This is a genomic window from Micromonospora sp. DT227, from assembly GCF_049841835.1.
In the GTDB taxonomy this organism is placed as follows: Bacteria; Actinomycetota; Actinomycetes; order Mycobacteriales; family Micromonosporaceae; genus Micromonospora.
Map to the genome: position 1 here is coordinate 49,386 of NZ_JBNCLA010000004.1, position 23,237 is coordinate 72,622.

General features: G+C 73.5%; 21 protein-coding genes. 5 read left to right on the top strand and 16 right to left on the bottom strand.

What is annotated here, in order from left to right:
• Nucleotides 1-710: 710 nt before the first annotated feature.
• From ACLQ2W_RS15360 to ACLQ2W_RS15370, 3 genes are all read right to left on the bottom strand, one after another.
• Nucleotides 711-2,213, bottom strand: a complete 1,503-nt coding sequence (locus ACLQ2W_RS15360; RefSeq protein ID WP_425787008.1) for a replication-associated recombination protein A — start codon at nt 2,211-2,213, stop codon at nt 711-713.
• A 74-nt stretch (nt 2,214-2,287) separates the two neighbouring features.
• Complete coding sequence (locus ACLQ2W_RS15365) at nt 2,288-2,500, bottom strand: hypothetical protein (RefSeq protein ID WP_018785054.1); 213 nt, start codon at nt 2,498-2,500, stop codon at nt 2,288-2,290.
• Nucleotides 2,501-2,563: 63 nt separating this feature from the next.
• Nucleotides 2,564-3,133 (bottom strand): GNAT family N-acetyltransferase, encoded by a 570-nt coding sequence (locus tag ACLQ2W_RS15370; protein WP_425787009.1) that lies wholly within the window; start codon nt 3,131-3,133, stop codon nt 2,564-2,566.
• A gap of 26 nt (nt 3,134-3,159) precedes the next feature.
• Here ACLQ2W_RS15370 and ACLQ2W_RS15375 point away from each other — a divergent pair, with 26 nt between their 5' ends.
• On the top strand, nt 3,160-3,900 hold the full coding sequence (locus ACLQ2W_RS15375) for a GNAT family N-acetyltransferase (protein ID WP_425787011.1): 741 nt from the start codon (nt 3,160-3,162) through the stop codon (nt 3,898-3,900).
• Here the strand turns inward: ACLQ2W_RS15375 and ACLQ2W_RS15380 are convergent.
• The 5 genes from ACLQ2W_RS15380 to ACLQ2W_RS15400 form a co-directional block, all read right to left on the bottom strand.
• Nucleotides 3,897-5,270, bottom strand: coding sequence for an MFS transporter (locus tag ACLQ2W_RS15380; protein ID WP_425787012.1), 1,374 nt, complete (start codon nt 5,268-5,270; stop codon nt 3,897-3,899). The two genes, ACLQ2W_RS15375 and ACLQ2W_RS15380, sit on opposite strands and share 4 nt — an antisense overlap.
• A complete protein-coding gene (locus tag ACLQ2W_RS15385) occupies nt 5,267-5,878 on the bottom strand; it encodes an ArsR/SmtB family transcription factor (RefSeq protein ID WP_425787013.1) in 612 nt (203 codons plus the stop codon). The genes ACLQ2W_RS15380 and ACLQ2W_RS15385 overlap by 4 nt, the downstream gene beginning before the upstream one ends.
• A 73-nt stretch (nt 5,879-5,951) precedes the next feature.
• The gene (locus ACLQ2W_RS15390) at nt 5,952-6,779 is read right to left on the bottom strand and encodes an SDR family oxidoreductase (protein WP_425787015.1); all 828 of its coding nucleotides are present in this window, start codon (nt 6,777-6,779) and stop codon (nt 5,952-5,954) included.
• Between the two features lie 96 nt (nt 6,780-6,875).
• The gene (gene aspS / locus ACLQ2W_RS15395) at nt 6,876-8,681 is read right to left on the bottom strand and encodes an aspartate--tRNA ligase (RefSeq protein ID WP_425787016.1); all 1,806 of its coding nucleotides are present in this window, start codon (nt 8,679-8,681) and stop codon (nt 6,876-6,878) included.
• A gap of 93 nt (nt 8,682-8,774) precedes the next feature.
• The gene (locus ACLQ2W_RS15400) at nt 8,775-9,611 is read right to left on the bottom strand and encodes a hypothetical protein (RefSeq protein WP_425787017.1); all 837 of its coding nucleotides are present in this window, start codon (nt 9,609-9,611) and stop codon (nt 8,775-8,777) included.
• A gap of 168 nt (nt 9,612-9,779) precedes the next feature.
• Here ACLQ2W_RS15400 and ACLQ2W_RS15405 point away from each other — a divergent pair, with 168 nt between their 5' ends.
• The gene (locus tag ACLQ2W_RS15405; RefSeq protein WP_425787018.1) at nt 9,780-10,475 is read left to right on the top strand and encodes a hypothetical protein; all 696 of its coding nucleotides are present in this window, start codon (nt 9,780-9,782) and stop codon (nt 10,473-10,475) included.
• A 16-nt stretch (nt 10,476-10,491) separates the two neighbouring features.
• Here the strand turns inward: ACLQ2W_RS15405 and ACLQ2W_RS15410 are convergent, their stop codons facing one another.
• The 3 genes from ACLQ2W_RS15410 to ACLQ2W_RS15420 all read right to left on the bottom strand — a co-directional run bounded on the left by ACLQ2W_RS15410 (nt 10,492) and on the right by ACLQ2W_RS15420 (nt 14,017).
• The gene (locus ACLQ2W_RS15410) at nt 10,492-12,105 is read right to left on the bottom strand and encodes an MFS transporter (RefSeq protein ID WP_425787019.1); all 1,614 of its coding nucleotides are present in this window, start codon (nt 12,103-12,105) and stop codon (nt 10,492-10,494) included.
• Between the two features lie 177 nt (nt 12,106-12,282).
• Nucleotides 12,283-13,329, bottom strand: a complete 1,047-nt coding sequence (locus ACLQ2W_RS15415; RefSeq protein ID WP_343442174.1) for a S1 family peptidase — start codon at nt 13,327-13,329, stop codon at nt 12,283-12,285.
• 214 nt (nt 13,330-13,543) lie between these two features.
• Entirely contained in the window at nt 13,544-14,017 is a 474-nt protein-coding gene (locus tag ACLQ2W_RS15420; RefSeq protein WP_425787020.1) for a winged helix-turn-helix transcriptional regulator, read from the bottom strand.
• 56 nt (nt 14,018-14,073) lie between these two features.
• On the opposite strand from ACLQ2W_RS15420, the gene ACLQ2W_RS15425 reads away from it, so the two are divergent.
• The gene (locus tag ACLQ2W_RS15425; RefSeq protein WP_281939674.1) at nt 14,074-14,580 is read left to right on the top strand and encodes a PaaI family thioesterase; all 507 of its coding nucleotides are present in this window, start codon (nt 14,074-14,076) and stop codon (nt 14,578-14,580) included.
• 119 nt (nt 14,581-14,699) lie between these two features.
• Here the strand turns inward: ACLQ2W_RS15425 and ACLQ2W_RS15430 are convergent, their stop codons facing one another.
• Genes ACLQ2W_RS15430 through ACLQ2W_RS15440 form a run of 3 tightly spaced genes read right to left on the bottom strand, consistent with a single transcriptional unit; the run spans nt 14,700 to nt 17,776 of the window.
• Entirely contained in the window at nt 14,700-15,635 is a 936-nt protein-coding gene (locus ACLQ2W_RS15430; RefSeq protein WP_425787021.1) for an acyl-ACP desaturase, read from the bottom strand.
• Nucleotides 15,636-15,686: 51 nt separating this feature from the next.
• Nucleotides 15,687-17,021 carry a histidine--tRNA ligase gene (hisS, locus tag ACLQ2W_RS15435; RefSeq protein ID WP_425787023.1) on the bottom strand — a complete coding sequence of 445 codons (1,335 nt, stop codon included), beginning with the start codon at nt 17,019-17,021 and terminating at the stop codon, nt 15,687-15,689.
• Between the two features lie 41 nt (nt 17,022-17,062).
• The gene (locus ACLQ2W_RS15440) at nt 17,063-17,776 is read right to left on the bottom strand and encodes an MBL fold metallo-hydrolase (protein ID WP_425787024.1); all 714 of its coding nucleotides are present in this window, start codon (nt 17,774-17,776) and stop codon (nt 17,063-17,065) included.
• 258 nt (nt 17,777-18,034) lie between these two features.
• Between ACLQ2W_RS15440 and ACLQ2W_RS15445 the strand changes: the two genes are divergently transcribed.
• Both ACLQ2W_RS15445 and ACLQ2W_RS15450 read left to right on the top strand, forming a co-directional pair.
• Nucleotides 18,035-18,886, top strand: a complete 852-nt coding sequence (locus ACLQ2W_RS15445) for a peptidylprolyl isomerase (protein WP_425787025.1) — start codon at nt 18,035-18,037, stop codon at nt 18,884-18,886.
• 82 nt (nt 18,887-18,968) lie between these two features.
• Nucleotides 18,969-19,805: a peptidylprolyl isomerase gene (locus ACLQ2W_RS15450; RefSeq protein WP_425787026.1), complete on the top strand. Its 837-nt coding sequence runs from the start codon at nt 18,969-18,971 to the stop codon at nt 19,803-19,805.
• A gap of 62 nt (nt 19,806-19,867) precedes the next feature.
• On the opposite strand, the gene ACLQ2W_RS15455 is transcribed toward ACLQ2W_RS15450, so the two are convergent.
• Nucleotides 19,868-22,339 carry a RelA/SpoT family protein gene (locus ACLQ2W_RS15455; RefSeq protein ID WP_425787028.1) on the bottom strand — a complete coding sequence of 824 codons (2,472 nt, stop codon included), beginning with the start codon at nt 22,337-22,339 and terminating at the stop codon, nt 19,868-19,870.
• Between the two features lie 223 nt (nt 22,340-22,562).
• Complete coding sequence (locus tag ACLQ2W_RS15460; protein WP_107161313.1) at nt 22,563-23,129, bottom strand: adenine phosphoribosyltransferase; 567 nt, start codon at nt 23,127-23,129, stop codon at nt 22,563-22,565.
• Nucleotides 23,130-23,237: the final 108 nt, after the last annotated feature.

The window sequence follows — 23,237 nt, forward strand, 5'->3', positions numbered from 1 at the left end:
GCCGGCGGCCGACGCCGGGCCGGGCCGACCGGACGTCGGGGGCGGCAGGCCGGGCCGACCGGGCGTCGGGGGCTGCGGGCCGGGACGACCGGGCGTCGGGGGCTGCGGGCCGGGGCGACCGGGCTCGGGAGCCGGCGCGGCGGCACGACCGGGGGCCGTCGGCGGGCCGCCAGGACGGCCGGGCATCGAGGGCTGCGGGCCGGGTCCACCGGTGCCCGACGGCGGTGCGGCCGGACCACCGGGTCCCGGGGCGTACCCGCCCGGTCGTCCCGGTGCGGGAGGCGGCGGGGCCGCCCGACCGGGGGCCGGAGGCGGCGGAGCCGATCGGCCGGCTGGCGGAGTTGGTGGAGTCGCCCGGCCGGGGGCCGGAGGTTGCGGGGCCGCTCCGCCGGGCGCCGACGGCGCACCGGGGCCGGGGCCGCCGGGACCGGGTGGGGGCGCCGCGCCCGGGCGGGGCGGCCGATCCGGCTCGGGGACGCGGGCGGCACCGGGTCGCGGACCCGGGCCCGGTGGCGTCTCCCCCTCCGGGCCGAGTTCGCCGCGCTGCTGCTTGGCGCTACGCAGGTCGTCGATCCAGCCGAACTCCTCGCCGGCGACCGCCTGGTCCGGCTCGGCCTCGGCGGACCGGCCGCGCCCCCACCGGCGGCCCTTGGCCTTCGGATCGCGCCGCTCGTCAGGGCCGTCCGCCGGCCGATCCGGACCACGCGCCATCACTGTTGACCCCCCTCGGTGGCGTCGCCGCCACCCTCACTCGCCCCGCCGACCTGCTCGGTGCCGCTTGCCCGGACCCCGGACGCGGCGACCGGCGTACCGGCCTCCCCCCGCGTCACCGGTGCGGGCAACCCGCGGACGATCCGACGCAGCACCGGCAGCCGGGTGGCCAACGCCCGCTCCGCGCCGTGCCCGCTGGGTCGGTAGTAGTCGGTCCCGACGAGGTCGTCCGGAGCGTACTGCTGGGTGACCACCCCCCGGTGGTCGTCGTGCGGGTACCGGTAGCCGGCCCCGTGGCCGAGCCCGCGCGCCCCGGAGTAGTGGGCGTCCCGCAGCCCGCGCGGAACCGACCCGCCGCGACCGGCGCGCACGTCGGCGACGGCGGCCCCGATGGCGGTCGTGGCCGAGTTCGACTTCGGGGCGGTGGCGAGGTGGATGACCGCCTGCGCGAGGTTGAGCTGGGCCTCGGGCAGGCCGACGTACTCCACGGCGTGCGCCGCGGCGGTGGCCACGGTCAGCGCGGTGGGATCGGCCATGCCGACGTCCTCGCTGGCGAAGATGACCATCCGGCGGGCGATGAACCGGGCGTCCTCGCCGGCCACCAGCATCCGGGCCAGCCAGTGCAGTGCCGCGTCCACGTCCGAGCCCCGCATGCTCTTGATGAAGGCGCTTGTCACGTCGTAGTGCGCGTCGCCGTCCCGGTCGTAGCGCACGGCCGCCACGTCGACCGCCTGCTCGGCGACGGCGAGGTCGATCCGCGCCGCGCCGGTGGCGGTCGCGGTGGCCGCCGCCGCCTCCAGCGCGGTGAGCGCCTTGCGCACGTCGCCGCCGGCGAGCCGGACCAGATGGTCCTCCGCGTCCTCGGCCAGGACCAGCGCGCCGCCGAGCCCGCGCTCGTCGGCCACCGCGCGGCGCAGCAGCCCGCGCACGGCGTCGTCGTCGAGCGCCTGGAGGGTGAGCAGCACGCAGCGGGACAGCAGCGGCGAGATGACTGAGAAGTACGGATTCTCCGTGGTCGCCGCGAGCAGCGTGACCGTGCGGTCCTCGACGGCGGCGAGCAGCGAATCCTGCTGGGTCTTGCTGAACCGGTGCACCTCGTCGATGAAGAGCACGGTCGGCGGGCCACCGGAGCGGCGTTGCCGGCGGGCGGTCTCGATGACCGCGCGGACGTCCTTCACGCCGGCGGTCAGCGCGGACATCGCCACGAAGCGCCGGTCGGTGGTGCGGGCCACCAGGTGGGCGATCGTGGTCTTGCCGCTGCCGGGGGGACCCCAGAGGATGACCGACATCGGCGCGGCCCCCTCGACCAGCTGGCGCAGCGGTGCGCCGGGGGCGAGCAGATGGTCCTGGCCGATCAGCTCGTCCAGGCCGGCCGGCCGCATCCGGACCGGCAGCGGTGAATCCGCGCGGGTGTCGGTGAAACTGTCGACGCCGCCGGAGGCCGCGGGTGCGCCGGGCGCTCCGGCGGGCTCGCCGAGGGTGAAGAGGGCGTCGGATTCCATCACGAGAACAGTACCGGGCCGGGCCGACGGCGCCGGAATCGCGCCGCCGACCCGACCCCTGTGGTCTTTTCCGGTCAGCCGCGACCCGGCCGCCGGCCCCGGTACCACCGGCCGCCCCCGCCACCGCGCGGGCCGGAGCCGACCCCGGCCAGGTAGAGCGAGAGCAGCAGGAAGCCGATCAGCATGAGCGTCGAGGTGCTGAACAGGTCGGGGGCGCCGAGGTCGGTGTTCATGAAGTCGAGAAGCAGCGCGAAGCCGAACACGATGGCCGCGAGAATGGCGAGCATGTCGTTTCCTCCGGTGGGGGTTCCCAGTAGGTCGGCGACGGATGTACCCGATCGGTCTGTTCGTCAATCTCCACCGTGGAGATGGTCGGTGGCGAGCACCGCGTACCGCGCGGAGTCCCGCCAGACGCCGCGGACGAGCAGGTGGTCGCGGCTCACCCCCTCCGCGTGCAGGCCGGCCTTCTCCAGGACGCGGCGGGACGCGACATGGTCCGGCTGGACGGTCGCCTCCACCCGGTGCAGCCCCACCCGCGCGAACGCGAGGTCCAGCAGCAACCGGGTGATCTCGGTGCCGATCCCGGTGCCCCGGTGCGCGGTCCGCACCGCGTAGCCGACCTCTCCGCGCCGGTGCGCCACCGACGTCACCGTGAGCACTCCCAGCCCGAGCAGGAGGTCACCGTCGACCGCCGCGAGCCGGTACTCCGGGCGCGGCTCCCCGCCAGCGGTCTCCCGCCAGGCCGGTATTGCCTCGCGCACCACCTCCGGGGTCGGGATCTCCTCGTCCAGCACGCCGTCGACCACGGTGGGCTCGGTCAGGAACTCGTGCAGGACCGGGGCGTCCGCGTCGGTCCACTCGCGCAGCGTGCAGCGTGCACCGGGCAGGCGGACCGTACGGACGGAGCGGATGGGGGTCACGGCTGGTCCTCTCGTAGGCTGGCGACATGATCACGGTCGACGAGGTGCTGACCGGGCGGGCGGCGGTGCTCGCCGCGACCGGCCACCACCCGTACGCCCGGCACGCGTTGCGCCGCGACCAGCCCGCGCGGGGGTGGCGACGCGGGGACACGGTCGGGTGGCTGCTGCCGCCGGGCGAGTGGTCGGCCGGCGGCGCGATCGGCGCGCCCGGCCCGGCGCTGGAGGTGCTCGCCGCCCAGCGGGCGGACGGGACGCTCCGGGCCGGCCAGTCGGTGAACCTGTCCCGGGTCGCGCCGGACGCGCTGGGCGCGTGCCTGCCGGTGGCCCGCTCCAGCGACTGGGACTTCCTCTGGACCACCGGGCCGCCACCGCACCAGCCGGAGCAGGAGCGGGTGGTACGGCTCACCGAGGCCGACCACCCCGCGCTGGCGGCGCTCGTCGACGAGGCCTTTCCGAGCACCACGTCCCGGCCGGGCGACCCGGGCGTCGTCGACTGGTACGGCATCCGGGACGGGGACCGCCTGATCGCCTGCGGCGCCGACCGCAGCCGGGGCGACATCGGTTTCCTGGCCGGGCTGACCGTGGCGCCCGGGCATCGCGGTCGAGGGCTGGGCGGGGCGTTGACCGCCGGCATGACGTGCGCCCTGTTCACCCGGTACGACCAGGTGGCGCTCGGGGTCTACACCGTCAACGTCGGCGCGCTCCGGCTCTACCGCCGGCTGGGCTTCACCGGCACCGCGCCGCGTACCACGGTCCACCTGGGCTAGGAGCGGTCCACGGTCGCGGCCCCGACCGATGGTGCCGACACCGGCACGGCCGCCGGCCCGGGGCCGGCGGGACTTCCGTCGGGGCCGGTCGCCGGGACCGGGCCCACCAGGGGCTGCGCGGCCCCGGACCGCGCGGCGGCCCGGTTGGCGCGCCAGGCCGGCAGGTAGAGCGGGGCGGCCACGGCCAGCACCACGGCGCCGACAAGCATCGCGACGCGGACGCTGGTGGCGTCCGCCAGCGCGGTCAGCACCACCGCGCCGAGCGCGCCGGCCGGTTGGGCCATCATGGAGTTCAGCGACAGCACACTGGTCCGGTACGGCCCGTCGACCTGCCGGTGCAGCAGCCCCATGTGCAGCGGGTTCGACGCGCCGTGCACGGTGTAGCAGGCCAGGTAGGCGATCAGCACGCCGACCGGGCCGGCGAGCAGGCCCATGCCGACCACGGTCCCGCCCTGGAGCACCCGCATCAGCGCGGCGGCCGGCGCGGCGCCGAGGCGACGCAGCAGGACCGGGGTGAGCGCGGCGCCTGCCGCGTTGGCCAGCCAGGCGGCCGAGCCGGCGGGGCCGAGCAGCGCCGCCGCCCGGTCGGCGCCACCGACCACCTCGGACAGCCGGATCGGCAACAGCGACTCGAACGTGACCATGCCGAAGCCCCAGAACAGCTCGACGGAGACCAGGGCCAGCAGCACCCGGTTGCGACGCAGCAGGCCGACGGCCTGCCCGACCATCCGGGGCGCCTGCGCCACCGAGGCCCGCACCGTGGCCGGGCCGCCCGTGGGGCGCTGCTCCCTCATCAGCGTCAGCAACGCCACGATCGAGACGGCCTGGAGCGCGGCGGCGACCAGCACCGGGCCGGTCAACGCGCTGACCGGACCGAACGGGCCGAGCGCGACCAGGCCGCCGCCGAGCAGCGCGCCGGCGCCGATGGCGACGCCGATGACGGTGCCGGCCCAGCCGAGGCCGCGTTCGTACTCGGCGTCCGGGTCGGCGGCCAGCGTGGCGTCGACGTACCAGGATTCCAGCGGGCCGCTGTCGAGCGCCCGGTAGACGCCCTGCAACGCCCAGACCAGGAAGAACATCCAGAACGAGTCGGCCACCGCCATCAGCGCCAGGGAGGCCAGCGCGACCACCCAGGCGACCAGCAGCACCGGTCTGCGGCCGAGCGCGTCGGCGAACCCGCCGGTGGGCAGCTCCAGCGCCAGCACCACCAGGCCCTGCGCGGTGGCCACCAGGCCGATCTGGGACAGCGACAGCCCGCGCTCCTGCATCAGCAGGATCATCACGGTCATCAGCAGGCCGCTGGGCAGCCAGCGCAGCCCGTGAAGCGTGAGGTAGCGGAACCGGATCTGGCGTACGGACAGGGCGCTCACGGCTTCTCCTCGGCGGGCGGCAGGACCGGGCTGAGCGGGAACGCGGCGAGGTAGAGCTGCACCAGCTCGCCGTCGGGGTCGTCGGGGTCGGTCTCGTCCCGGTGCCGTTCGAGGACGGCGAACACCTCCGCCTTGATCGCCTCGAGGCGGGCGGCCGGGATCCGCATGAAGAAGTCGCCCATGCCGAACGCGTCGCGCCAGGCCGGCGACCACTCGTGACGCTGGGCGGCCCACCGTTCGGCGTGCTCGGTGAAGAAGCGGATGTAGTCCGCCTCGATCCACTCGATGGCGGCGCGGGCGTCCGGGTCGTCGTCGTAGTCGCTGGCCTCCCACTGGGTGACGTCGTGCGCGGCCCGCCAGAACCGCTGCCTCCCGGTGCCCAGCTCCGGGTCCTCGACCACCATGCCCACCTCGGCGAGCTGCCGCAGGTGGTAGCTGGTCGCGCCGGTGTTGGTGCCGAGCAGCTCGGCGAGCCGGGTGGCGGTGGCCGGCCCGTTCACCCGCAGCGCGCCGACCAGGCGCATCCGCAGCGGGTGGGCCAGCACACGCACCTGCTGGTGGTCCAGCCGGACCCGGCGCGGCTCCGGACGGGTCTGTTCGCTCTCCATGCGATGCACAATATCTGTGCACACTTTCTGTGCACAAGACTCATGCAAAGAAAGTGTGCATCCGTGCGGACGGTCAGGCGAACAGCTCGGCGACGCCGCGCAGGCGGGTCCGGAGCAGGCCGGTGGCGCGGGCGGAGTCGAGGCGTACCTCGATCGGGCGGTGCAGACCGGCGGCGGCCGTGGTGGTGGTCCGCAGCCCGGCCGGGTCGACGCCGAGCCGGCGGGCCAGCAGCCGTCCGACGTCGGCGCGGCTCACCTGGTCCGGGCCGGCCACGTTCAGCGGGCCGGCCAGGTCGGTCGGGAGCAGCTCCAGCACCGCCGCGGCGAGGTCGGTGACGTCGATCGGGCAGCGGATCTCGTCGCTGAACAACGTGGCCCGGCCGGCGAGCGCGTCCCGGCAGCGCTGGAGCTGCTTGCTCCCCTCCCCCAGGATCAGCGAGGTCCGCACCAGCAACGCCCCCGGGTCCACCGCCCGCACCGCCGTCTCGGCCGCCGCCTTGGCCGCCCCGTACGGATACACCGGCGTGGGCGGCTCGTCATCGGCGTACGGCGCGGGACGCCCGGCGTGCAGCGCGTCGCTGGACAGGTGCACCAGCCGCGCGCCCACCTCGGCGGCGGCGGACGCCACGTGGGCCGCCCCGTCGGCGGTGACCGCCCAGTCGTCGACGCGGTACGGGGTGCCGACCACGGCGTCCGGGCGTACCTCGGTCAGCAGCGCGCGCACCGCGGCCCGGTCGGTGACGTCGAGCCGGCGGACCGTGACGCCCGGCACCCGGACGCCGCCCGCGTGGCAGGTCGCGACCACCCGCCAGCCGGCGGCGACCGCCTGCCGGCACACCTCGCCGCCCAGAAATCCGCTGCCGCCGACCACCAGCAGCCTCGTCCCGCCCCGTCGCGCCACGATCACGAGGTTAGCGGGGCGACCCGCCGCGACGGCGTCCCGCCAACCTCGTGATCAACAGCTCGGACGCCGGGCCGGCGACCGGAAGGGCAGGGCTCAGGTGGGGTCGGCGACCGGGGCGGCGGGACCGGCGGTGCCGGCGTGCGGCGCGGCGGGCGCCTTCGGCTTGGCGTCGATGCCGGCCTCGGTGCGCTGCTGCCCGGTGATCGGCGTCGGCGCGCCGGTCAGCGGGTCGAAGCCGCCGCGCGTCTTCGGGAACGCGATCACCTCACGGATCGAGTCCGCGCCGGCCAGCAGCATGCAGACCCGGTCCCAGCCGAACGCGATGCCACCGTGCGGCGGGGCGCCGTACTTGAACGCCTCCAGCAGGAAGCCGAACTTGTCCTGCGCCTCCTCGGCGGTGATGCCGAGCAGGTCGAACACGCGCTGCTGCACGTCGCCGCGGTGGATACGGATCGAGCCGCCGCCGATCTCGTTGCCGTTGCAGACGATGTCGTACGCGTAGGCCAGCGCCCGGTCCGGCGCGGACTCGAAGCGGTCCACCCACTCCGCGTTCGGCGAGGTGAACGGGTGGTGCACGGCGGTCCAGCCGCCGTCGTCCGTCTTCTCGAACATCGGCGCGTCGACCACCCAGCAGAACGCCCAGGCGCTCTCGTCGACCAGGCCGGCCCGCTTGGCGATCTCAATCCGGGCGGCGCCGAGCAGCTCCTGGGCCTCGCGGGTCTCCGTGCTCGCGGCGAAGAAGATCGCGTCGCCGGGCTTCGCGCCGACCGCGTCGGCCAGGCCGGACAGGTGCGCCTCGGACAGGTTCTTCGCCACCGGGCCGCGCGCCTCGCCGGTCTCCGCGTCCAGTACCACGTACGCCAGGCCACGCGCGCCGCGCGCCTTGGCCCAGTCCTGCCAGCCGTCCAGCTCCTTGCGGGTCTGGCTCGCGCCGCCCGGCATGACCACCGCGCCGACGTAGCCACCCGCGTCGATCGCGCCGGCGAACACCCGGAACGCGGTGCCGCGCAGGTAGTCGGTCAACTCGGTCAACTCGACGCCGTAGCGCAGGTCCGGCTTGTCGGAACCGTAGCGGGCCATCGCGTCGTGCCAGGTGATCCGCGGGATCGGCCGGGCGATCTCGTGACCGGCCAGCTCGGACCAGAGCTTCGCCACGATCGCCTCGCCGAGGTCGATCACGTCGTCCTCGGTGACGAAGGACATCTCGATGTCGAGCTGGGTGAACTCCGGCTGCCGGTCGGCGCGGAAGTCCTCGTCGCGGTAGCAGCGGGCGATCTGGTAGTACCGCTCCATGCCGCCGACCATGAGCAGCTGCTTGAACAGCTGCGGCGACTGCGGCAGCGCGTACCAGCTCCCCGGCTGGAGGCGCACCGGGACCAGGAAGTCGCGCGCGCCCTCCGGCGTGGAGCGGGTCAGCGTGGGCGTCTCGATCTCCAGGAAGTCCCGCTCGTGCAGCACCGTGCGGGCGAGCTGGTTGGCCTTCGAGCGCAGCCGCATCGCCTTCGCCGGGCCGCCGCGACGCAGGTCGAGGTAGCGGTACTTCAGCCGGATGTCGTCGCCGGCCTCGACCTGGTCGTCCACCGGCAGCGGCAGCGGCGCGGACTCGGAGAGCACCTCCAGCGCGGTGGCGGTCACCTCGACCTCGCCGGTCGGCAGGTCCGGGTTCTCGTTGCCCTCGGGACGCCGGGTCACCTCGCCGACGACCTTGACGCAGAACTCGTTGCGCAGCGCGTGCGCGTCCTCCTCGCGGAACACCACCTGCACGACGCCGGAGGCGTCGCGCAGGTCGACGAAGATGACCCCGCCGTGGTCGCGCCGGCGGGCCACCCACCCGGCGAGCGTCACCGTCGAGCCGGCGTCCGCGGCGCGCAGGCTTCCGGCATTGTGGGTACGGATCACGGCTGGCGTCTCCTCATCGTGGGGCTGTCCCCGCATTCTGTCAGCTCTGCGGAGCGTCCCCCGCGCCACCCGGCCAACCCGCGCCGTTCCGGCTCACGCGTCCGGGATGTCCCAGCCGGTCACCTGGAGCGTGGTCGAGCCGTCGTTCGCCACGCCGATCACCTCGATCAGCGCCATCCGCCACGGATCGCCGTGTGCCTTGGCGTACGCGTAGTCGGTGGTGACGCAGATCGTGGTGCCCTTGCGAACCGGGATCGGCTGTCCCTCGCCGATCAGCGCGGTGCGGATCTTCTCGGCGCACTCCTGGGGCGTCGCGCTGGCGGAGGTCGCGTCGGTGCCCTCCACCCCGTCCTCCAGCCGGAGCGTCGAGGGCTCGTTGCCGCAGCCCCGGCTGAACCGGATGTCCGCACCGGTGGCGTCGTTCCTGGTCCGGGGCTCGTCCAGGTCCGCGTACATCGAGTTGCTGCACGACGCCTTGAGGACCAGCGGCTGCTTCTGGTAGCTGGGTCGGTAGACCGTCCGCTCGTCGAGCGGGGGCGCCTCCCCCGGCGAGCGGGGCGTGTCGTCGGGAGTGGTGCCGCCCGCCTCGGTCGGCGCGCTGCTGGCGGGCGTCTGGGCACCGCCGTCCGGCTCGCCGGTCGCCGACGCGCTCACGATCGGCCCCGAGCGAAGCGCGATGTCCTTCGCGTCCTGCGCCTGGTCGAGGGCCCGCCAGGCGAAGATCGCCGAACCGAGGGCCAGCAGCAGCGCGAGTCCGGCGACGCCCAGGGCGAGCACGACGAGGCCCCGGCCGCCCGAGCGGGGAACCCCGACGGGGCGTCCGGGACCGCCGGACGGGCCGGGGCCGGACGGAGCCCCGGCGCCGGCGGGTGGCGGGTCCGCTCCCGGGAAGTTCGGCCGGGGGTCGTTCGGCCCGCGGGACTCGCTCATGAAGGCGTCTCCTGACAGTCGACGGTTGACGAACTGCGGTTATCGCAGGATCAGAGCGGTTGCGCTGTCGCCAAGCGGACAACGCAGGCGAACAGAGTCGCTTGTGGACCGTGGCGATGATAGAAACACGGGCGCAATCGCGTCGGCAACGGACATTCGGGGAGAGGCGTGGCGACCGTCGACAAGGAGCAGCCCGCCGGTTCCGGCCGAGGCCGAGGCGACAACGGACCGAGGTTCGGGCTGTGGGTGACCACGGCCGCCGCGATCGTCGGCGTCGTCATCGCCGGCCTGGCGCTGCTGCGCGACTACTTCGGCTGGGAACGCGAGGAGCCGGACACCGCGCACACCCCGGCCGGGGTGACCAGTACGCCGAGCCCGGACGGTGCCGCCGCCCCGACCACCGGTCCCGCCGCCCCGACGTCCGGGCCCGCCTGGGTGCACCTGGACAGCCTGCCGGTGGCGCCGGGCGCCGGGAACACCGTCGACCTCCCCCGAGCGCTCAAGGGCACGGCCGGTCTGGACCGGGCGGTCGCCGTCCGGTGCCCGGAGAACGTCTCCGGAGACAAACAGCGTGAGGTGACCTACGAACTGCGGCGTCGCTACCAGGATCTGACGCTCACCGTGCGGGCGCACTCCCCGGAGGACCCGCAGGCCCCGGTACGGGTCATCGCGTACGCGGCGGTCCGCCGGCCCGACGACAGCGGCGTGGACCGGCTGAAGCGTGCGCTCGTGGACGCCCGGGAGGGCGCGCCCGGGAAGCTCGCCGCCGACGTGGCCGGCGCCGACGGCCTCATCCTGTCCGTGGAGTGCCAGTTTCCCGACTCGATCGTGATCCTCACCGACACCCGGATCACCCCGGCCTGACCCGTCCGACGCCCCGTCACTCCGGCTCGGCCGGCAGCAGGTGGTTGACCCGGACGTCGTCCTCGGCCAGCGCCCGGGCCCGTTCCTCGACCACCCGGTCCGCGCCGGTGAGCCGGCCGCCGTGCTGGCGCAGGTGCTCCTCCCAGGTCGGCACCTGGTACACCTCGACGAAACCGTCGGCCCGCTCGCCGGCCCGGAACAGCCCCCACCGCATCGCGCCGGTACGCCGGCGGGACCGGCCGACCGCGCGCATCGCCTCGACGAACTCGGCCTGCCGCTCGGGGCGGACCGTGTACGAGACGGTGACCAGCACCGGACCGCCCCGCGCCGGCGGCTCCAGCGTCAGGTGCGGCTCGGGCCAGTACACGGCCGGATCGCGGTCCACGCCCCGGGTCTCCCGCAACGGCCAGAGCAGCACGCTCAGCGCGCCGACCGCCATCAGCGCGGCGGCCACGGTGAGCGCGTCGACCAGGCCGGTGAACTCGCCGAGCGCGCCCCAGGCGACCGCCCCGAGCGCCTGACCGCCGGCGAACACCATCTGGTAGACCGACAGGCCGCGGGCGCGTACCCAGCCGGGCAGGAAGAGCTGCATGGCGGCGTTGACGCTGGACAGCACCGTCATCCAGGCCAGCCCGGCGGGCACCAGCGCGACCACCGCCACCGCCGGCACCGGCACCAGCGCGAGCGTCGCCAGCACCACCGCGTACAGCAGTCCGGCCAGGAGCAGCAGGTGGTTGCTGGAGAGCACCCGGCGTACCCGGGGCAGCACCAGCGCGCCGGCCACCGCGCCGACGCCGAGCGCGCCGAGCAGCACGCCGTAGCCGCCCGCGCCGAGGCCGAGCCGGCGGCTGGCGACCAGCGGCAGCAGCGCCCACAACGCGCTGCCGGGCACCACGAACAGGGCGGCGCGCAGCAGGATCCGGCGGACCACCGGCGAGTGCCGCACGTACCGACCGCCGGCGCGCAGCGCCGCGGTGAACCGCTCCGGCGCGGCGTCCTGCTCCCGGCGTGCCGGGCGCCACCGCACCAGCGTCACCGCGAAGATCGCGAACGAGACCGCGTTGACCGCGAAGACCACCGCCACGCCGGCCTGGGCCACCAGTACGCCGGCGACCGCCGGACCGACCGAACGGGCCAGGTTGACGCTGATCGAGCCGAGCGCGGAGGCGGAGACGAGCTGCGAGCGGGGTACCAGTTCCGGGATCACCGCCTGCCAGGCGGGCAGCGTGAGCGCCTGTCCGACGCCGAGGCCGAAGGTGAGCGTGAGCAGCAACGCCGGCGGCATCCGGCCGGCCGCGGTCAGCACGGTGAGCAGCACGCCGACGGCGGCCAGGAAGCACTGCACGGCGATCAGCAGCCGCCGCCTGTCGAACGTGTCGGCGAGCGCGCCGGCCGGCAGCGCCAGCATCAGCACCGGCAGCATGCTGGCGGTCTGCACCAGCGACACCAGGGTCGCGGCGCCCGGAGCGTCGACCAGCAGCCACTGGGCGCCGACGGTCTGCATCCAGGTGCCGATGTTGCTGGCCAGCACCGCCAGCCAGAGGCTGCGGAACGCGGCCGACCGCAGCGGCGCCCAGGCGGACGGCTGCCGGTCGGTCACGTCGGTCACGTCGGTCGGGGAGGCGCTCACCGGCCGATACCTACCCGGTCCGGGGCCCGGCACTCCCCGCCCGCCGACCGGGCCGAACCCGGTGCACGCTGCCGAGCCCCGGTACACGCGGCCGGCCGAACCCCGGTCCACGCCGCCGAAGCCGGTGCACACGGAACGGGCCGCCGGTCACCCGGCGGCCCGTTCGCGCGGTGCGGATCAGAAGACGCTCACGCCGTAGACGCTGAGCGGCTCGGTGACCGGCTGGAAGTAGGTGGTGCCGCCGGAGGAGCAGTTGCCGCTGCCGCCGGAGGTGAGGCCGAGCGCGGTGCTGCCGGCGAAGAGCGAGCCGCCGCTGTCGCCACCCTCGGCGCAGACGTTGGTGCGGATCAGGCCGGAGACGCTGCCCTCGGCGTAGTTGACCGTCGCGTTGGTGGCGGAGACGCTGCCGCTGCGCAGGCCGGTGGTGCTGCCGGAACGCTTGACGGCCTGGCCCACGTACGCGTTGCCGGCCGTGGTGATGTCCTGGTAGCTGCCGTTGTAGAGGTAGACGTTGCCGGCCGCGTTGGCCGAGTTGCTGTGCCGGACGATGCCGTAGTCGTTACCCGGGAAGCTGGTGCCGGTCCGGGTGCCGAGGACGCTGGTCTGGCCGGAGTTCGAGTACCAGGTCGAGCCCAGGTTGGTGCAGTGCCCGGCGGTTAGGAAGTAGTACGTCGAGCCGCTGCGCACGTTGAAGCCGAGCGAGCAGCGGTAGCCACCGGTGTAGATGGCCTGGCCGCCGGAGATCCGGGTGGTCAGCGTGCCGGCCTCGGCCTCGATGCGGACCGCGCCACCGGTGCGGGCGGCGGCGGCCTTGACCCGCTCCAGCTTGGCGCCGGTGACGGTGCTGTCGACGGAGACGACGACCTGGTTGGTGGCCGCGTCGGTCCACCAGGCGGTGCCCGGGATCTTGGCGGAGCGCTCCAGCTCGCTGGTGGCGGCCTTGAGCTGGTTGGCGCCGCGGGTGACGAGCTTCGGCACGGCGCCGGCGGCGTGCACCTGGCGGGCGGCGGCGGCGTCGGTCACGGTGACGACCATCTTGCCGCTGGCGTCGGCGTACGTGCCGGCGGCGCGGTCGCCGAGCTTGGCGACGAGGGAGGCGGCGGCGTCGGGCGAGGCGGGCGAGGGGGCGGCCTGAGCGGGTGCGCCGAGGAGCGAGCCGGTGACCAGGGTACCGGCGACGGCGACGGCGGCGGCGCGACGGAGCGTGGACCTCGTGGGTCGCATGTAACAACCTCCGGATGGGGGTGAACGGGCGCTGTCATGGGGAAACGCCCGAGGACAACCCGGGCGACCTGGGGAAACCGTCCGGGCTGACCAAAGTATTCACACATTTAAGATCGTAAACAAGACATGCGTTTGACCGGATTCGCACCGGCGCCGCATGTAACGCTGCAGCAACAACATCGTCACCAGGGTGTCAGACCGGACGCGGCCCTGCTCAGCCGCGACGGCGCGCGCCCGGGCCGGGGACGGGCAGGACGTCCCGCGGCTCGGCCACGTCGTGCCCCTCGGCGCAGCGCAGCGCCACCCGCACCTCGGCGCCGCAGTCGCGGTGCGTCACGGTCAGCGGCGGACCCTCCGGGTCGGCCAGGTACCGGTCGCCCCACCCGAGCACCGCCACCAGCACCGGCCACAGGTCCAGCCCCATCTCGGTGAGCCGGTACTCGTGCCGCGGCCGGCTGCCCGGCTCGCGGTACGGCTCCCGCCGCAGGACGCCGCGCTCCACCAGCATGGACAGCCGGTTGGTCAGCACCTGACGCGGAATGCCGGTGCGTACCCGCATGTCGTCGAAGCGGCGTACGCCGTTGAACACCTCGCGGAGCACGACCACGGTCCACCGCTCGCCGAGGATCTCCATGGCGCGCGCGATGGTGCAGTTCTCCACCGACCAGTCCAGTGCCGCGGGTCTCATGCCGACCAGGCTAGGTCTGATTGACAGACTCAGCAACGTGCTGCGAGGCTGGGTCCATGAGCCAGACGCAGGAGCGCAGCCGCACGTTCACCTGGTCCGACCCGGTAGCCGGAGCGGCCCACGTCGGCCGGCGCAGCGGCCTCGACCTGTTGCGCGCGATGATCGCCGGCGAGCTGGCCGCGCCGCCGGTCATGCACCTGATCGACATGGCGCGGATGACGGCCGACGAGGGTCGCGTCGTCGTCGAGCTGCTGCCGCAGGAGTTCCACTACAACCCGCTCGGCACGGTGCACGGTGGCGTCCTCTCCACCCTGCTCGACACCGCCGCCGGCTGCGCCGTGCACACGACGCTGCCGGCCGGCGTCGGCTACACCTCGCTCGACCTCAACGTGAAGTTCCTCCGCCCGGTCACCGTGACCAGCGGCATGCTGCGCTGCGAGGGCACCGTGCTGCAACGGGGTCGCCGCACCGCGCTGGCCGAGGCCCGCCTGACCGACCCGACGGACCGCCTGGTCGCCCACGCCACCTCCACCTGCCTCCTCTTCCCCCTCGAAACCCCCTGACCTCCCCCTCCCCCTCCCCCTCCCCCCACCCCACGGCTTCGCGCAGTTTCACGGAAAGAGTGGCCATCTGCGGCCGGACAGCCACTCTTTCCGTGAAACTGCAGAAGGCGTGGAGGGGATCAGGGGGTGCGGGTCAGGCGGGCGGCACGGGCGGCGCGGCGCTCCTCGAAGCGGGCCGCCTGGGTCTCCAGCATGTCCAGGTGGGCGGCGATCTGCTCGCGGGCGGCCTCGCCGTCGCCGGTCAGGCCGGTGACCTCGAACAGGTTCCACTGGCGCAGCACCGGCACCACCACCTCGTCGCGGTGCTGGCGCAGGTCGTAGATGCCGGCCAGCGCGATCGCCACCGACTTGCGGGCGAAGCCGTCGATGCCCACCCCCGGCATCTGGAAGTCGGCCAGCACGTCGGCGACAGCCCGCATCGCCTGGTCCGGCGCCAGCTCGAACGCCGCCGCGAGCAGGTTGCGGTAGAAGACCATGTGCAGGTTCTCGTCCGCCGCCACCCGGGACAGCAGCGCCTCGCAGACCGGGTCGCCGGTGGCCCGGCCGGTGTTGCGGTGCGAGATGCGGGTGGCCAGTTCCTGGAACGACACGTACGCCAGCGAGTGCAGCACCTCGTCGTCGTGGACGTTGTGGTAGCCGGCGGACATGTGCACCATCCGGGCCCGCTCCAGCGCCACCGGGTCGACCGCCCGGCTCACCGTGAGGTAGTCGCGGATCGCGGTGCCGTGCCGCCCCTCCTCCGCGGTCCACCGGTGCACCCAGGTGCCCCACGCGCCGTCCCGCCCGAACAGGCTGGCGATCTCGTGGTGGTAGGAGGGCAGGTTGTCCTCGGTGAGCAGGTTGACGATCAGCGCGGTGCGGGCGGCCTCGGGCAGCGTCGAGTCGGCCTCCGACCACGCCTCGCCGCCGAGCGGGCCGTCGAACGTGCGCCCGTCGCTCCACGGCACGTACTCGTGCGGGAACCACTCCTTGGCCAGCGACAGATGCCGGTCGAGGTTCTTCTCCACGACAGGTTCGAGTTCGGTGAGCAGAGCGGTCTGACTGAGCACGGACACGACGTTCTCCCTACGGTGGCGTAACTTACGCCACCGTAGGTCGAATCGTCGTCAGACGCCAGCGCCGCCGACCAGCGGCTTCAGGTCCGCCCGGGGCGGGGTCCACTCGCCCGCCGCCGCGGCCACCTGGTCGCCGGACCGGATGTCCTTCACCTCGTCGCCGTCCGCCCCCGGGAACCAGACGTACGGGATGCCCCGCCGCTCGGCGTACCGGATCTGCTTGCCGAACTTCGCCGCGGACGGCGACACCTCGGTGGGCACGCCCCGGGAGCGCAGCGCCGCCGCGACCGCGTCGCTGGCCGCCCGGTCCTCCTCGGCGGTGACCGCGACCAGCACGCACGTCGGCACCGACCGGGACGCGGTCAGCGCCCCGGCACCGAAGAGCAGACCGAGCATCCGGGTCACCCCGATCGAGATGCCCACCCCGGGGAACCGGACGTTGCCGGCGCTGGCCAGGTTGTCGTACCGGCCGCCGGAGCAGATCGAGCCGAACCGTTCGTACCCGATCATCTGGGTCTCGTAGACGGTGCCGGTGTAGTAGTCGAGCCCGCGGGCGATGCGCAGGTCGGCGACGCAGAGGCCGGGCGCGTGCGCGGCGGCGGTCTCCACCACGGCGGTCAGCTCCGCGACCCCCTCGTCGAGCAGCGGGTCGTCGACGCCGAGGGCTCGCACCGCGTCGGCGAACGAGGCGTCCGGCGCGGAGATCTCGGCCAGCGCCAGGGCCGCCTTGGCCTGCGCCTCGCTCGCCCCGGCGGTCTCGGCCAGCAACTCGGCCACCCGCGCCGGGCCGATCTTGTCGAGCTTGTCCACCGCCCGCAGCGCCGCCTCCGGGTCGGTCAGCCCGACGCCCCGGTAGAAGCCCTCGCAGATCTTGCGGTTGTTGACCTGGATGCGCACCGGCGGGATGGGCAGCGACCGCAGCGCGTCGCCGATGACCAGCGGCATCTCGGCCTCGTAGTGCGCCGGCAGCGTGTCCCGGTCGACGATGTCGATGTCGGCCTGGAGGAACTCGCGGTAGCGGCCCTCCTGCGGGCGCTCGCCCCGCCACACCTTCTGGATCTGGTAGCGGCGGAACGGGAACTGGAGCTTGCCGGCGTTCTCCAGCACGTAGCGGGCGAACGGCACGGTCAGGTCGAAGTGCAGGCCGAGCGCGTCGTCGCCGGCCGGGCCGTCGACGTCGGCCTGCAACCGGCGCAGCAGGTAGACCTCCTTCGAGGTCTCCCCCTTGCGCAGCAACTGGTCCAGCGGCTCGACCGACCGGGTCTCCAGCGGCGCGAAGCCGTACAACTCGAACGTGGCGCGGATCCGGTCCAGCACGAACTGCTCGATCATCCGCTGCGCCGGCGTCCACTCGGGGAAACCGGACAGGGGCGTGGGCTTGCTCATGGCGTACTCCTTGGGCACCCGCGCGAGGCGCGGGCGAGGGTCTAGAGGCCTCGGGTGGGCGCGGCCGGGCGCGCGGACCCGGACACCTCGACGAGGTACGGGTTGCTCGCGCGCTCGCGGCCGATGGTGGTCGCGGGGCCGTGGCCGGGCAGGACGACGGTGTCGTCGGCCAGCGGGAGAACCTTCTCCCGGAGGCTGGCCAGCATGCGGGGCATGCTGCCGCCCGGCAGGTCGGTGCGGCCGATCGAGCCGGCGAAGAGCACGTCACCGGAGAGGCAGATCTCGTCGGCCTCCCAGGGCGAGCCGGCGCCGGGCATCCGGAACAGCACCGACCCGCCGGTATGGCCGGGGGCGTGGTCGACGGTGATCTCCAGCCCGGCCAACGCCAGCGTCGCGCCGTCGGTCAGCTCGGCCACGTCGTCCGGCTCGGCGTACGGCAGCCGCCCGCCGAAGAGCGCGGTGAGGTCCATGGACAGCGCCTTGGACGGGTCGGCCAGCAACTCGCGGTCCTCGGGGTGGACGTAGGCGGTGATGCCGCGCGCGCCACAGACCGGCGCCACCGAGAAGGTGTGGTCGAGGTGGCCGTGGGTGAGCAGCACGGCGGCCGGGTGCAGGCGGTGCTCCGCGAGCACGGCGTCGAGCCGGTCGAGCACCCCGATGCCGGGATCGACCACCACGCACTGCTCCCCCGGCGCGGTCGCCACCACGTAGCAGTTGGTGCCGAAGGCGTCCGCGGGAAAGCCGGCCACGAGCACGTCCGTCCCCTCTCCGTCCGGTCGTCGTCCTCGCTCAGCAGCCTAGTCGTACCGGCGAACGGGTTTCGCCCGCCACCGTGCCGGAAGCCTCACGGGCCCCAGTGACAACGCCCGATAAGGCGAGGCCGGACCTCGTACACCACTTTCCCAGTCGGTAGCCGTACACTCTGGCGGGCGTGTGGCGTGGCGCACCCCTACCGAGGACGGCGGGCGGCGCCCGGACGCCGGCGACGATCAGGCAGAGGAAGGGGAGCACCTGTGGCTTCCAGCAGGGACCGGCAGCGCAAACTGGCGCGGGCCAAGCTCGACCGGCAACTCGCCCGGCGGGCCGCGGTCGCGAAGCGCCGCCGGCAGATTCAGGCCGGCGTGGGCGCCGCGGTGGTGCTCGCGCTGATCGTGGCCGGCTCGGCCTGGGCGCTCGGCGCGTTCGACTCGGAGCCGAAGAAGCAGGCCGCCGAGGACACCTGCCTCTGGACCCCGCAGGACGCCGCCGCGAACGCCAACCTCAAGGACGTCGGCACGCCGGCCACCAAGAACCTGCCGACCTCGGGCACGCGGCCGATGACGGTGACCACCAACCAGGGCGGGCCGATCACCGTCGACCTGGACCTGGCCGCCGCGCCGTGCGGCGGCGCGAGCCTCGCCCACCTGGCGAGCCGGAAGTTCTACGACACCACCAAGTGCCACGAGATCACCACCGAGGGCGCGTTGCGCTGCGGTGACCCGAGCGGCACCGGGATCGGCGGGCCGACCTACTCGTTCTACGACGAGAACGTCCCCACCGCGCCCGAGGCGAGCCCGTCGGCCTCCCCCGCGCAGGCGCAGCCGCCGGCCTACCCGAAGGGCACGGTCGCCCTGGTCGGCAACCCGCCGGGCACCAACGGCAGCCAGTTCCTGATCTTCTTCAAGGACTTCAACCCGGCGAAGCCGGCCTACAGCGTCGTCGGCCGGGTCACCGGCGGGCTGGACGTGGTGGAGAAGATCGGCACGCTCCCGACCGTGGACAATGGCAGCGGGGCGAAGGTCAAGCCGAAGACGGATGTGGTGATCCAGAGCCTCACCGTCGGCGAGCCGAACGCCGCGCCGGCGAGCAGCCCCAGCGCCGGTTGATCCACCTCGGGTCGGCCCCGACCCACCCTGACTCGACGGCGCGCGACGCCGTCCCCCGATGCACAGCAGGTGAGGAGTGACCGTGACGTCCACCAGAGACCGCCAGCGAGCGGCGGCGCGGGCCCGGCTCGAGCGGGAGATGGCCGAGCGGACCGGCAAGGCCCGCAAGCGCCGGCAGACGCAGGCGATCGCCGGCGCCGCAGCCGTGCTGGTGCTCGTGGTGGCCGGCACCGTCTGGCTGGCCACGTCGCTCGGCGACGACGACGACAAGGAGCAGGCCGGCACCTCGGCCGGCTTCGCCCAGTGCACCTACAACGAGGTGCCCAAGGAGGGCCGGCCGCCGCAGATCAAGGACGTCGGGCTACCCCCGGCGCAGCAGGCGAGCAAGGGCACCCAGACGATGACGATCGACACCAACCTGGGGCCGATCACCGCGACGCTGGACCGGAGCCTGGTGCCCTGCACCGCCGGCAGCTTCACGCACCTGGCCAGCAAGGGCTTCTTCGACAACACCAAGTGCCACCGCCTGGTCACCGAGGGCATCAAGGTGCTCCAGTGCGGCGACCCGAGCGCGACCGGGAAGGGCTGGCGGGACACCGACGGCACCGGCGGGCCGAGCTACAACCTGGCCGAGGAGAACCTGCCCACCAACAAGCGCCCGCCGTACCCGGAGGGCGTCATCGCGATGGCCAACTCCGGTAAGCCGGGCAGCACCGGCAGCCAGTTCTTCATCGTGTACGGCGACTCCCCGCTCGACCCGAACTACACCGTGCTGGGCACCATCACCGGCGGCATGGACGTGGTGAAGCAGGTCGCCGCGGCCGGTGACGACGGCGCGTTCGCGAAACAGGCCGGCGGCGGTCACCCGAAGAAGGAGATCGTCATGACCAAGGTGAGCCTGAGCGACATCCAGGGCTGACCCGCGTCACCGACAAAACGCCCGCCGGCGTGACCGGCGGGCGTTTTCTCGTACGTGCCTGCTCAGGCCCCGGACGTGACCCGGTACGCGTCGAACACGCCGTCGACCTTGCGCACCGCGGCCAGCAGGTGCCCGAGGTGCTTCGGGTCGGCCATCTCGAAGCTGAACCGGCTGACCGCCACCCGGTCCCGGGTGGTGGTGACCGTCGCGGAGAGGATGTTCACCCGCTCCTCGGAGAGCACCCGGGTGACGTCGGCGAGCAGCTTGTGCCGGTCCAGCGCCTCCACCTGGATGGCGACCAGGAACGTGGACGCCGAGGTGAGCTTCCAGCTCACCTCCACCACCCGCTCGGGCTGGGCCCGGAGGTCCTCGGCGTTGGCGCAGTCGTCGCGGTGCACGCTGACCCCGCCGGAGCGGGTGACGAACCCGAACACCGAGTCCGGCGGCACCGGCGTGCAGCAGCGGGCCAGCTTGATCCAGACGTCGCTGACGCCGCGCACCACCACGCCCGGGTCGGCGCTGCTCTGCCGGCTACGCGGCGGCCGGGTGGCGACGGCGGTCTCGGCGATGTCCTCCGCCGCGCCCTCCTCGCCGCCGTAGGACGCCATCAGCTTCTGCACCACCGACTGCGCGGAGACCTGGCTGTCGCCGACCGCCGCGTAGAGCGAGGCCACGTCCGCGAGGTGCAGGTCCCGGGCGATCGCCATCAGCGCGTCCGAGGTGAGCATCCGCTGCAACGGCATGCCCTGCTTGCGCATCGCCTTGACGATCGAGTCCTTGCCGGCCTCGATCGCCTCCTCGCGCCGCTCCTTGTTGAAATATTGTCGGATCTTCGTGCGGGCGCGCGGGCTCTTGACGAAGCCGAGCCAGTCCTGCGTCGGGCCGGCCGTGTCGGACTTCGACGTGAAGATCTCGATCACGTCGCCGTTGGAGAGCGTCGACTCCAGCGGCACCAGCTTGCCGTTGACCCGCGCCCCGATGCACTTGTGCCCGACCTCGGTGTGCACCGCGTACGCGAAGTCGACAGGCGTCGACCCGGTGGGCAACGGGATGACGTCGCCCTTCGGCGTGAAGACGTACACCTCCTGGCTGGACAGGTCGAACCGCAGCGCGTCCAGGAACTCGCTCGGGTCGGCCGCCTCCCGCTGCCAGTCCAGCAGCTGCCGCAGCCAGGTCATCTCGTCGATGTGCGCCGGCGGGCCCACCACCTGGGTGCCCTTGTGCTCCTTGTACTTCCAGTGCGCGGCGATGCCGAACTCGGCCGTACGGTGCATCGCGTAGGTGCGGATCTGCATCTCCACCGGCTTGCCGGTGGGCCCGATGACAGTCGTGTGCAACGACTGGTACATGTTGAACTTGGGCATGGCGATGTAGTCCTTGAACCGGCCCGGCACCGGCTGCCAGTTGGCGTGGATGACGCCCAGCGCCGCGTAGCAGTCGCGCACCGTGTCGACCAGGATCCGCACACCGACCAGGTCGTAGATGTCGTTGAAGTCGCGCCCCCGCACGATCATCTTCTGGTAGATCGAGTACAGGTGCTTCGGCCGCCCGGTGGTCTCCGCCTTGATCTTGGCGGCCTTCAGGTCGGTCTGCACCTTCTGCGTCACCTGGCGCAGCAGCGCCTCGCGCTGCGGCTGGTGCTCCCCGATCAGCCGGTTGATCTCCTCGAACCGCTTCGGGAACAGCGTGCCGAAGGCCAGGTCCTCCAGCTCCCACTTGATGGTGTTCATACCGAGGCGGTGCGCCAGCGGGGCGAGGATCTCCAGCGTCTCCTTGGCCTTCTGCTCCTGCTTGGGGCGGGGCAGGAAGGTCAGCGTCCGCATGTTGTGCAGCCGGTCGGCCAGCTTGATCACCAGGACCCGCGGGTCCTTGGCCATCGCCACGACCATCTTGCGGATGGTCTCCGCCTTGGCCGCGTCGCCCAGCTTGACCTTGTCGAGCTTGGTGACGCCGTCGACGAGCAGCGCGACCTCACCGCCGAAGTCGGCGCGCATCGCATCGAGGGTGTACTCGGTGTCCTCGATCGTGTCGTGCAGCAGCGCCGCCACCAGTGTCGTGGTGTCCATGCCCAGGTTGCCGAGGATCGTCGCCACCGCGAGCGGGTGCGTGATGTACGGGTCGCCGGACTTGCGGTACTGCCCCGAGTGCCACCGGGCCGCGGTGTCGAAGGCGCGCTGCAACAGCCGCGCGTCGGCCTTGGGATGGTTCACCCGGTGCGTCGCGATCAGCGGCTCCAGCACCTCGCTGACCTGGGAGGTCTGCCAGGGCGCGTTGAACCGGGCCAGCCGGGCGCGGACCCGCCGGCCGGTCGGCGCGTTGGACAGCGCGAAGCCGCCGCCGGACCCGGGGTCATCGGGGCCGTCGGTCGGGAACGGCACCACGACCCCACCGCCGTCGGCCGGTGCGTCCGGCGTGCCGTCGGTGGCGTCGATCGCCCCGACCGATGGGTTGCCGTCGCGCTCGGTCACCGAGCCGTCCGCGTCGCCTGTCGGGTGCACCGTGCCCTCCACCGGAGGGACGACATCGTGGGACACCGGCCTCCTCACCGTTCGCCGGGATGCGCCGACCGTCCGGCCGACGTCTGATCCAACCGACCCGGGGGCCGGTGTTGTTCCGCGCCGGTCACCGGGGCTCGGCCCCGGCGGCCCGCAGACGGTCGCCCGCCCGCTCAGGCAAAGGGCAATGCTACCCGTAGGCAGGACACACCGCCGCTCCCCCGGACGGTCGGTGCCGGCGGGCTGCGCGGGACGAGCAGCGTCAAACGGTCAGCAGGGCATGGACCGGGCGCGGAGCGAGGCGCTCCCGCCCCTGGAGGAAGCCCAGCTCCAGCAGGACGGTGAAGCCGGCGACCGTGCCGCCGGCCCGCTCCACCAGGTCGAGCGTGGCCTCGGCGGTGCCGCCGGTGGCCAGCACGTCGTCCAGCACCAGCACCCGGTGCCCGGCGGTGAACGCGTCCTGGTGCACCTCCAGCGTCGCCTCGCCGTACTCCAGCGCGTACGAGGCGGAGTGGGTGGCGCGGGGCAGCTTGCCGGCCTTGCGTACCGGCACCACGCCGACGCCGGTGGCGTACGCGACGGCGGCGGCCAGCACGAACCCGCGCGCCTCGATGCCGGCGACCACGTCGAAGGACTCCGGACCGTGGTACGCGATGATCCGGTCGATCACCTCACGGAACGCCACGCCGTCGGCGAAGAGCGGCATCAGATCCTTGAACATGACCCCCGGCTTGGGGAAGTCCGGCACGTCCAGCAGCCGGCTGGCGACCAGCCGGGCAGCCTCGGGACCGCTGTCTCCCCGTACGCCGGTGGTGTGCGTCTCCGTCACGATGCGTCCCATGTCCTCTCGAAACGACGACGGCGTCCGTCATGCCGTGGTAACAGCATGACGGACGCCGTCCGGTCGATCTTCTCGGGTCCTGCGGTCAGCGGCGCC

What these genes read in the sequence shown, in the direction of transcription:
- ACLQ2W_RS15360 (WP_425787008.1), bottom strand. Translation starts at nt 2,213, where the DNA reads ATGGAATCCGACGCCCTCTTCACCCTCGGCGAGCCCGCCGGAGCGCCC.
- ACLQ2W_RS15375 (WP_425787011.1), top strand. Translation starts at nt 3,160, where the DNA reads ATGATCACGGTCGACGAGGTGCTGACCGGGCGGGCGGCGGTGCTCGCC.
- ACLQ2W_RS15415 (WP_343442174.1), bottom strand. Translation starts at nt 13,329, where the DNA reads ATGCGACCCACGAGGTCCACGCTCCGTCGCGCCGCCGCCGTCGCCGTC.
- ACLQ2W_RS15425 (WP_281939674.1), top strand. Translation starts at nt 14,074, where the DNA reads ATGAGCCAGACGCAGGAGCGCAGCCGCACGTTCACCTGGTCCGACCCG.
- ACLQ2W_RS15365 (WP_018785054.1), bottom strand. Translation starts at nt 2,500, where the DNA reads ATGCTCGCCATTCTCGCGGCCATCGTGTTCGGCTTCGCGCTGCTTCTC.
- ACLQ2W_RS15400 (WP_425787017.1), bottom strand. Translation starts at nt 9,611, where the DNA reads ATGAGCGAGTCCCGCGGGCCGAACGACCCCCGGCCGAACTTCCCGGGA.
- ACLQ2W_RS15385 (WP_425787013.1), bottom strand. Translation starts at nt 5,878, where the DNA reads ATGGAGAGCGAACAGACCCGTCCGGAGCCGCGCCGGGTCCGGCTGGAC.
- hisS (WP_425787023.1), bottom strand. Translation starts at nt 17,021, where the DNA reads ATGAGCAAGCCCACGCCCCTGTCCGGTTTCCCCGAGTGGACGCCGGCG.
- ACLQ2W_RS15420 (WP_425787020.1), bottom strand. Translation starts at nt 14,017, where the DNA reads ATGAGACCCGCGGCACTGGACTGGTCGGTGGAGAACTGCACCATCGCG.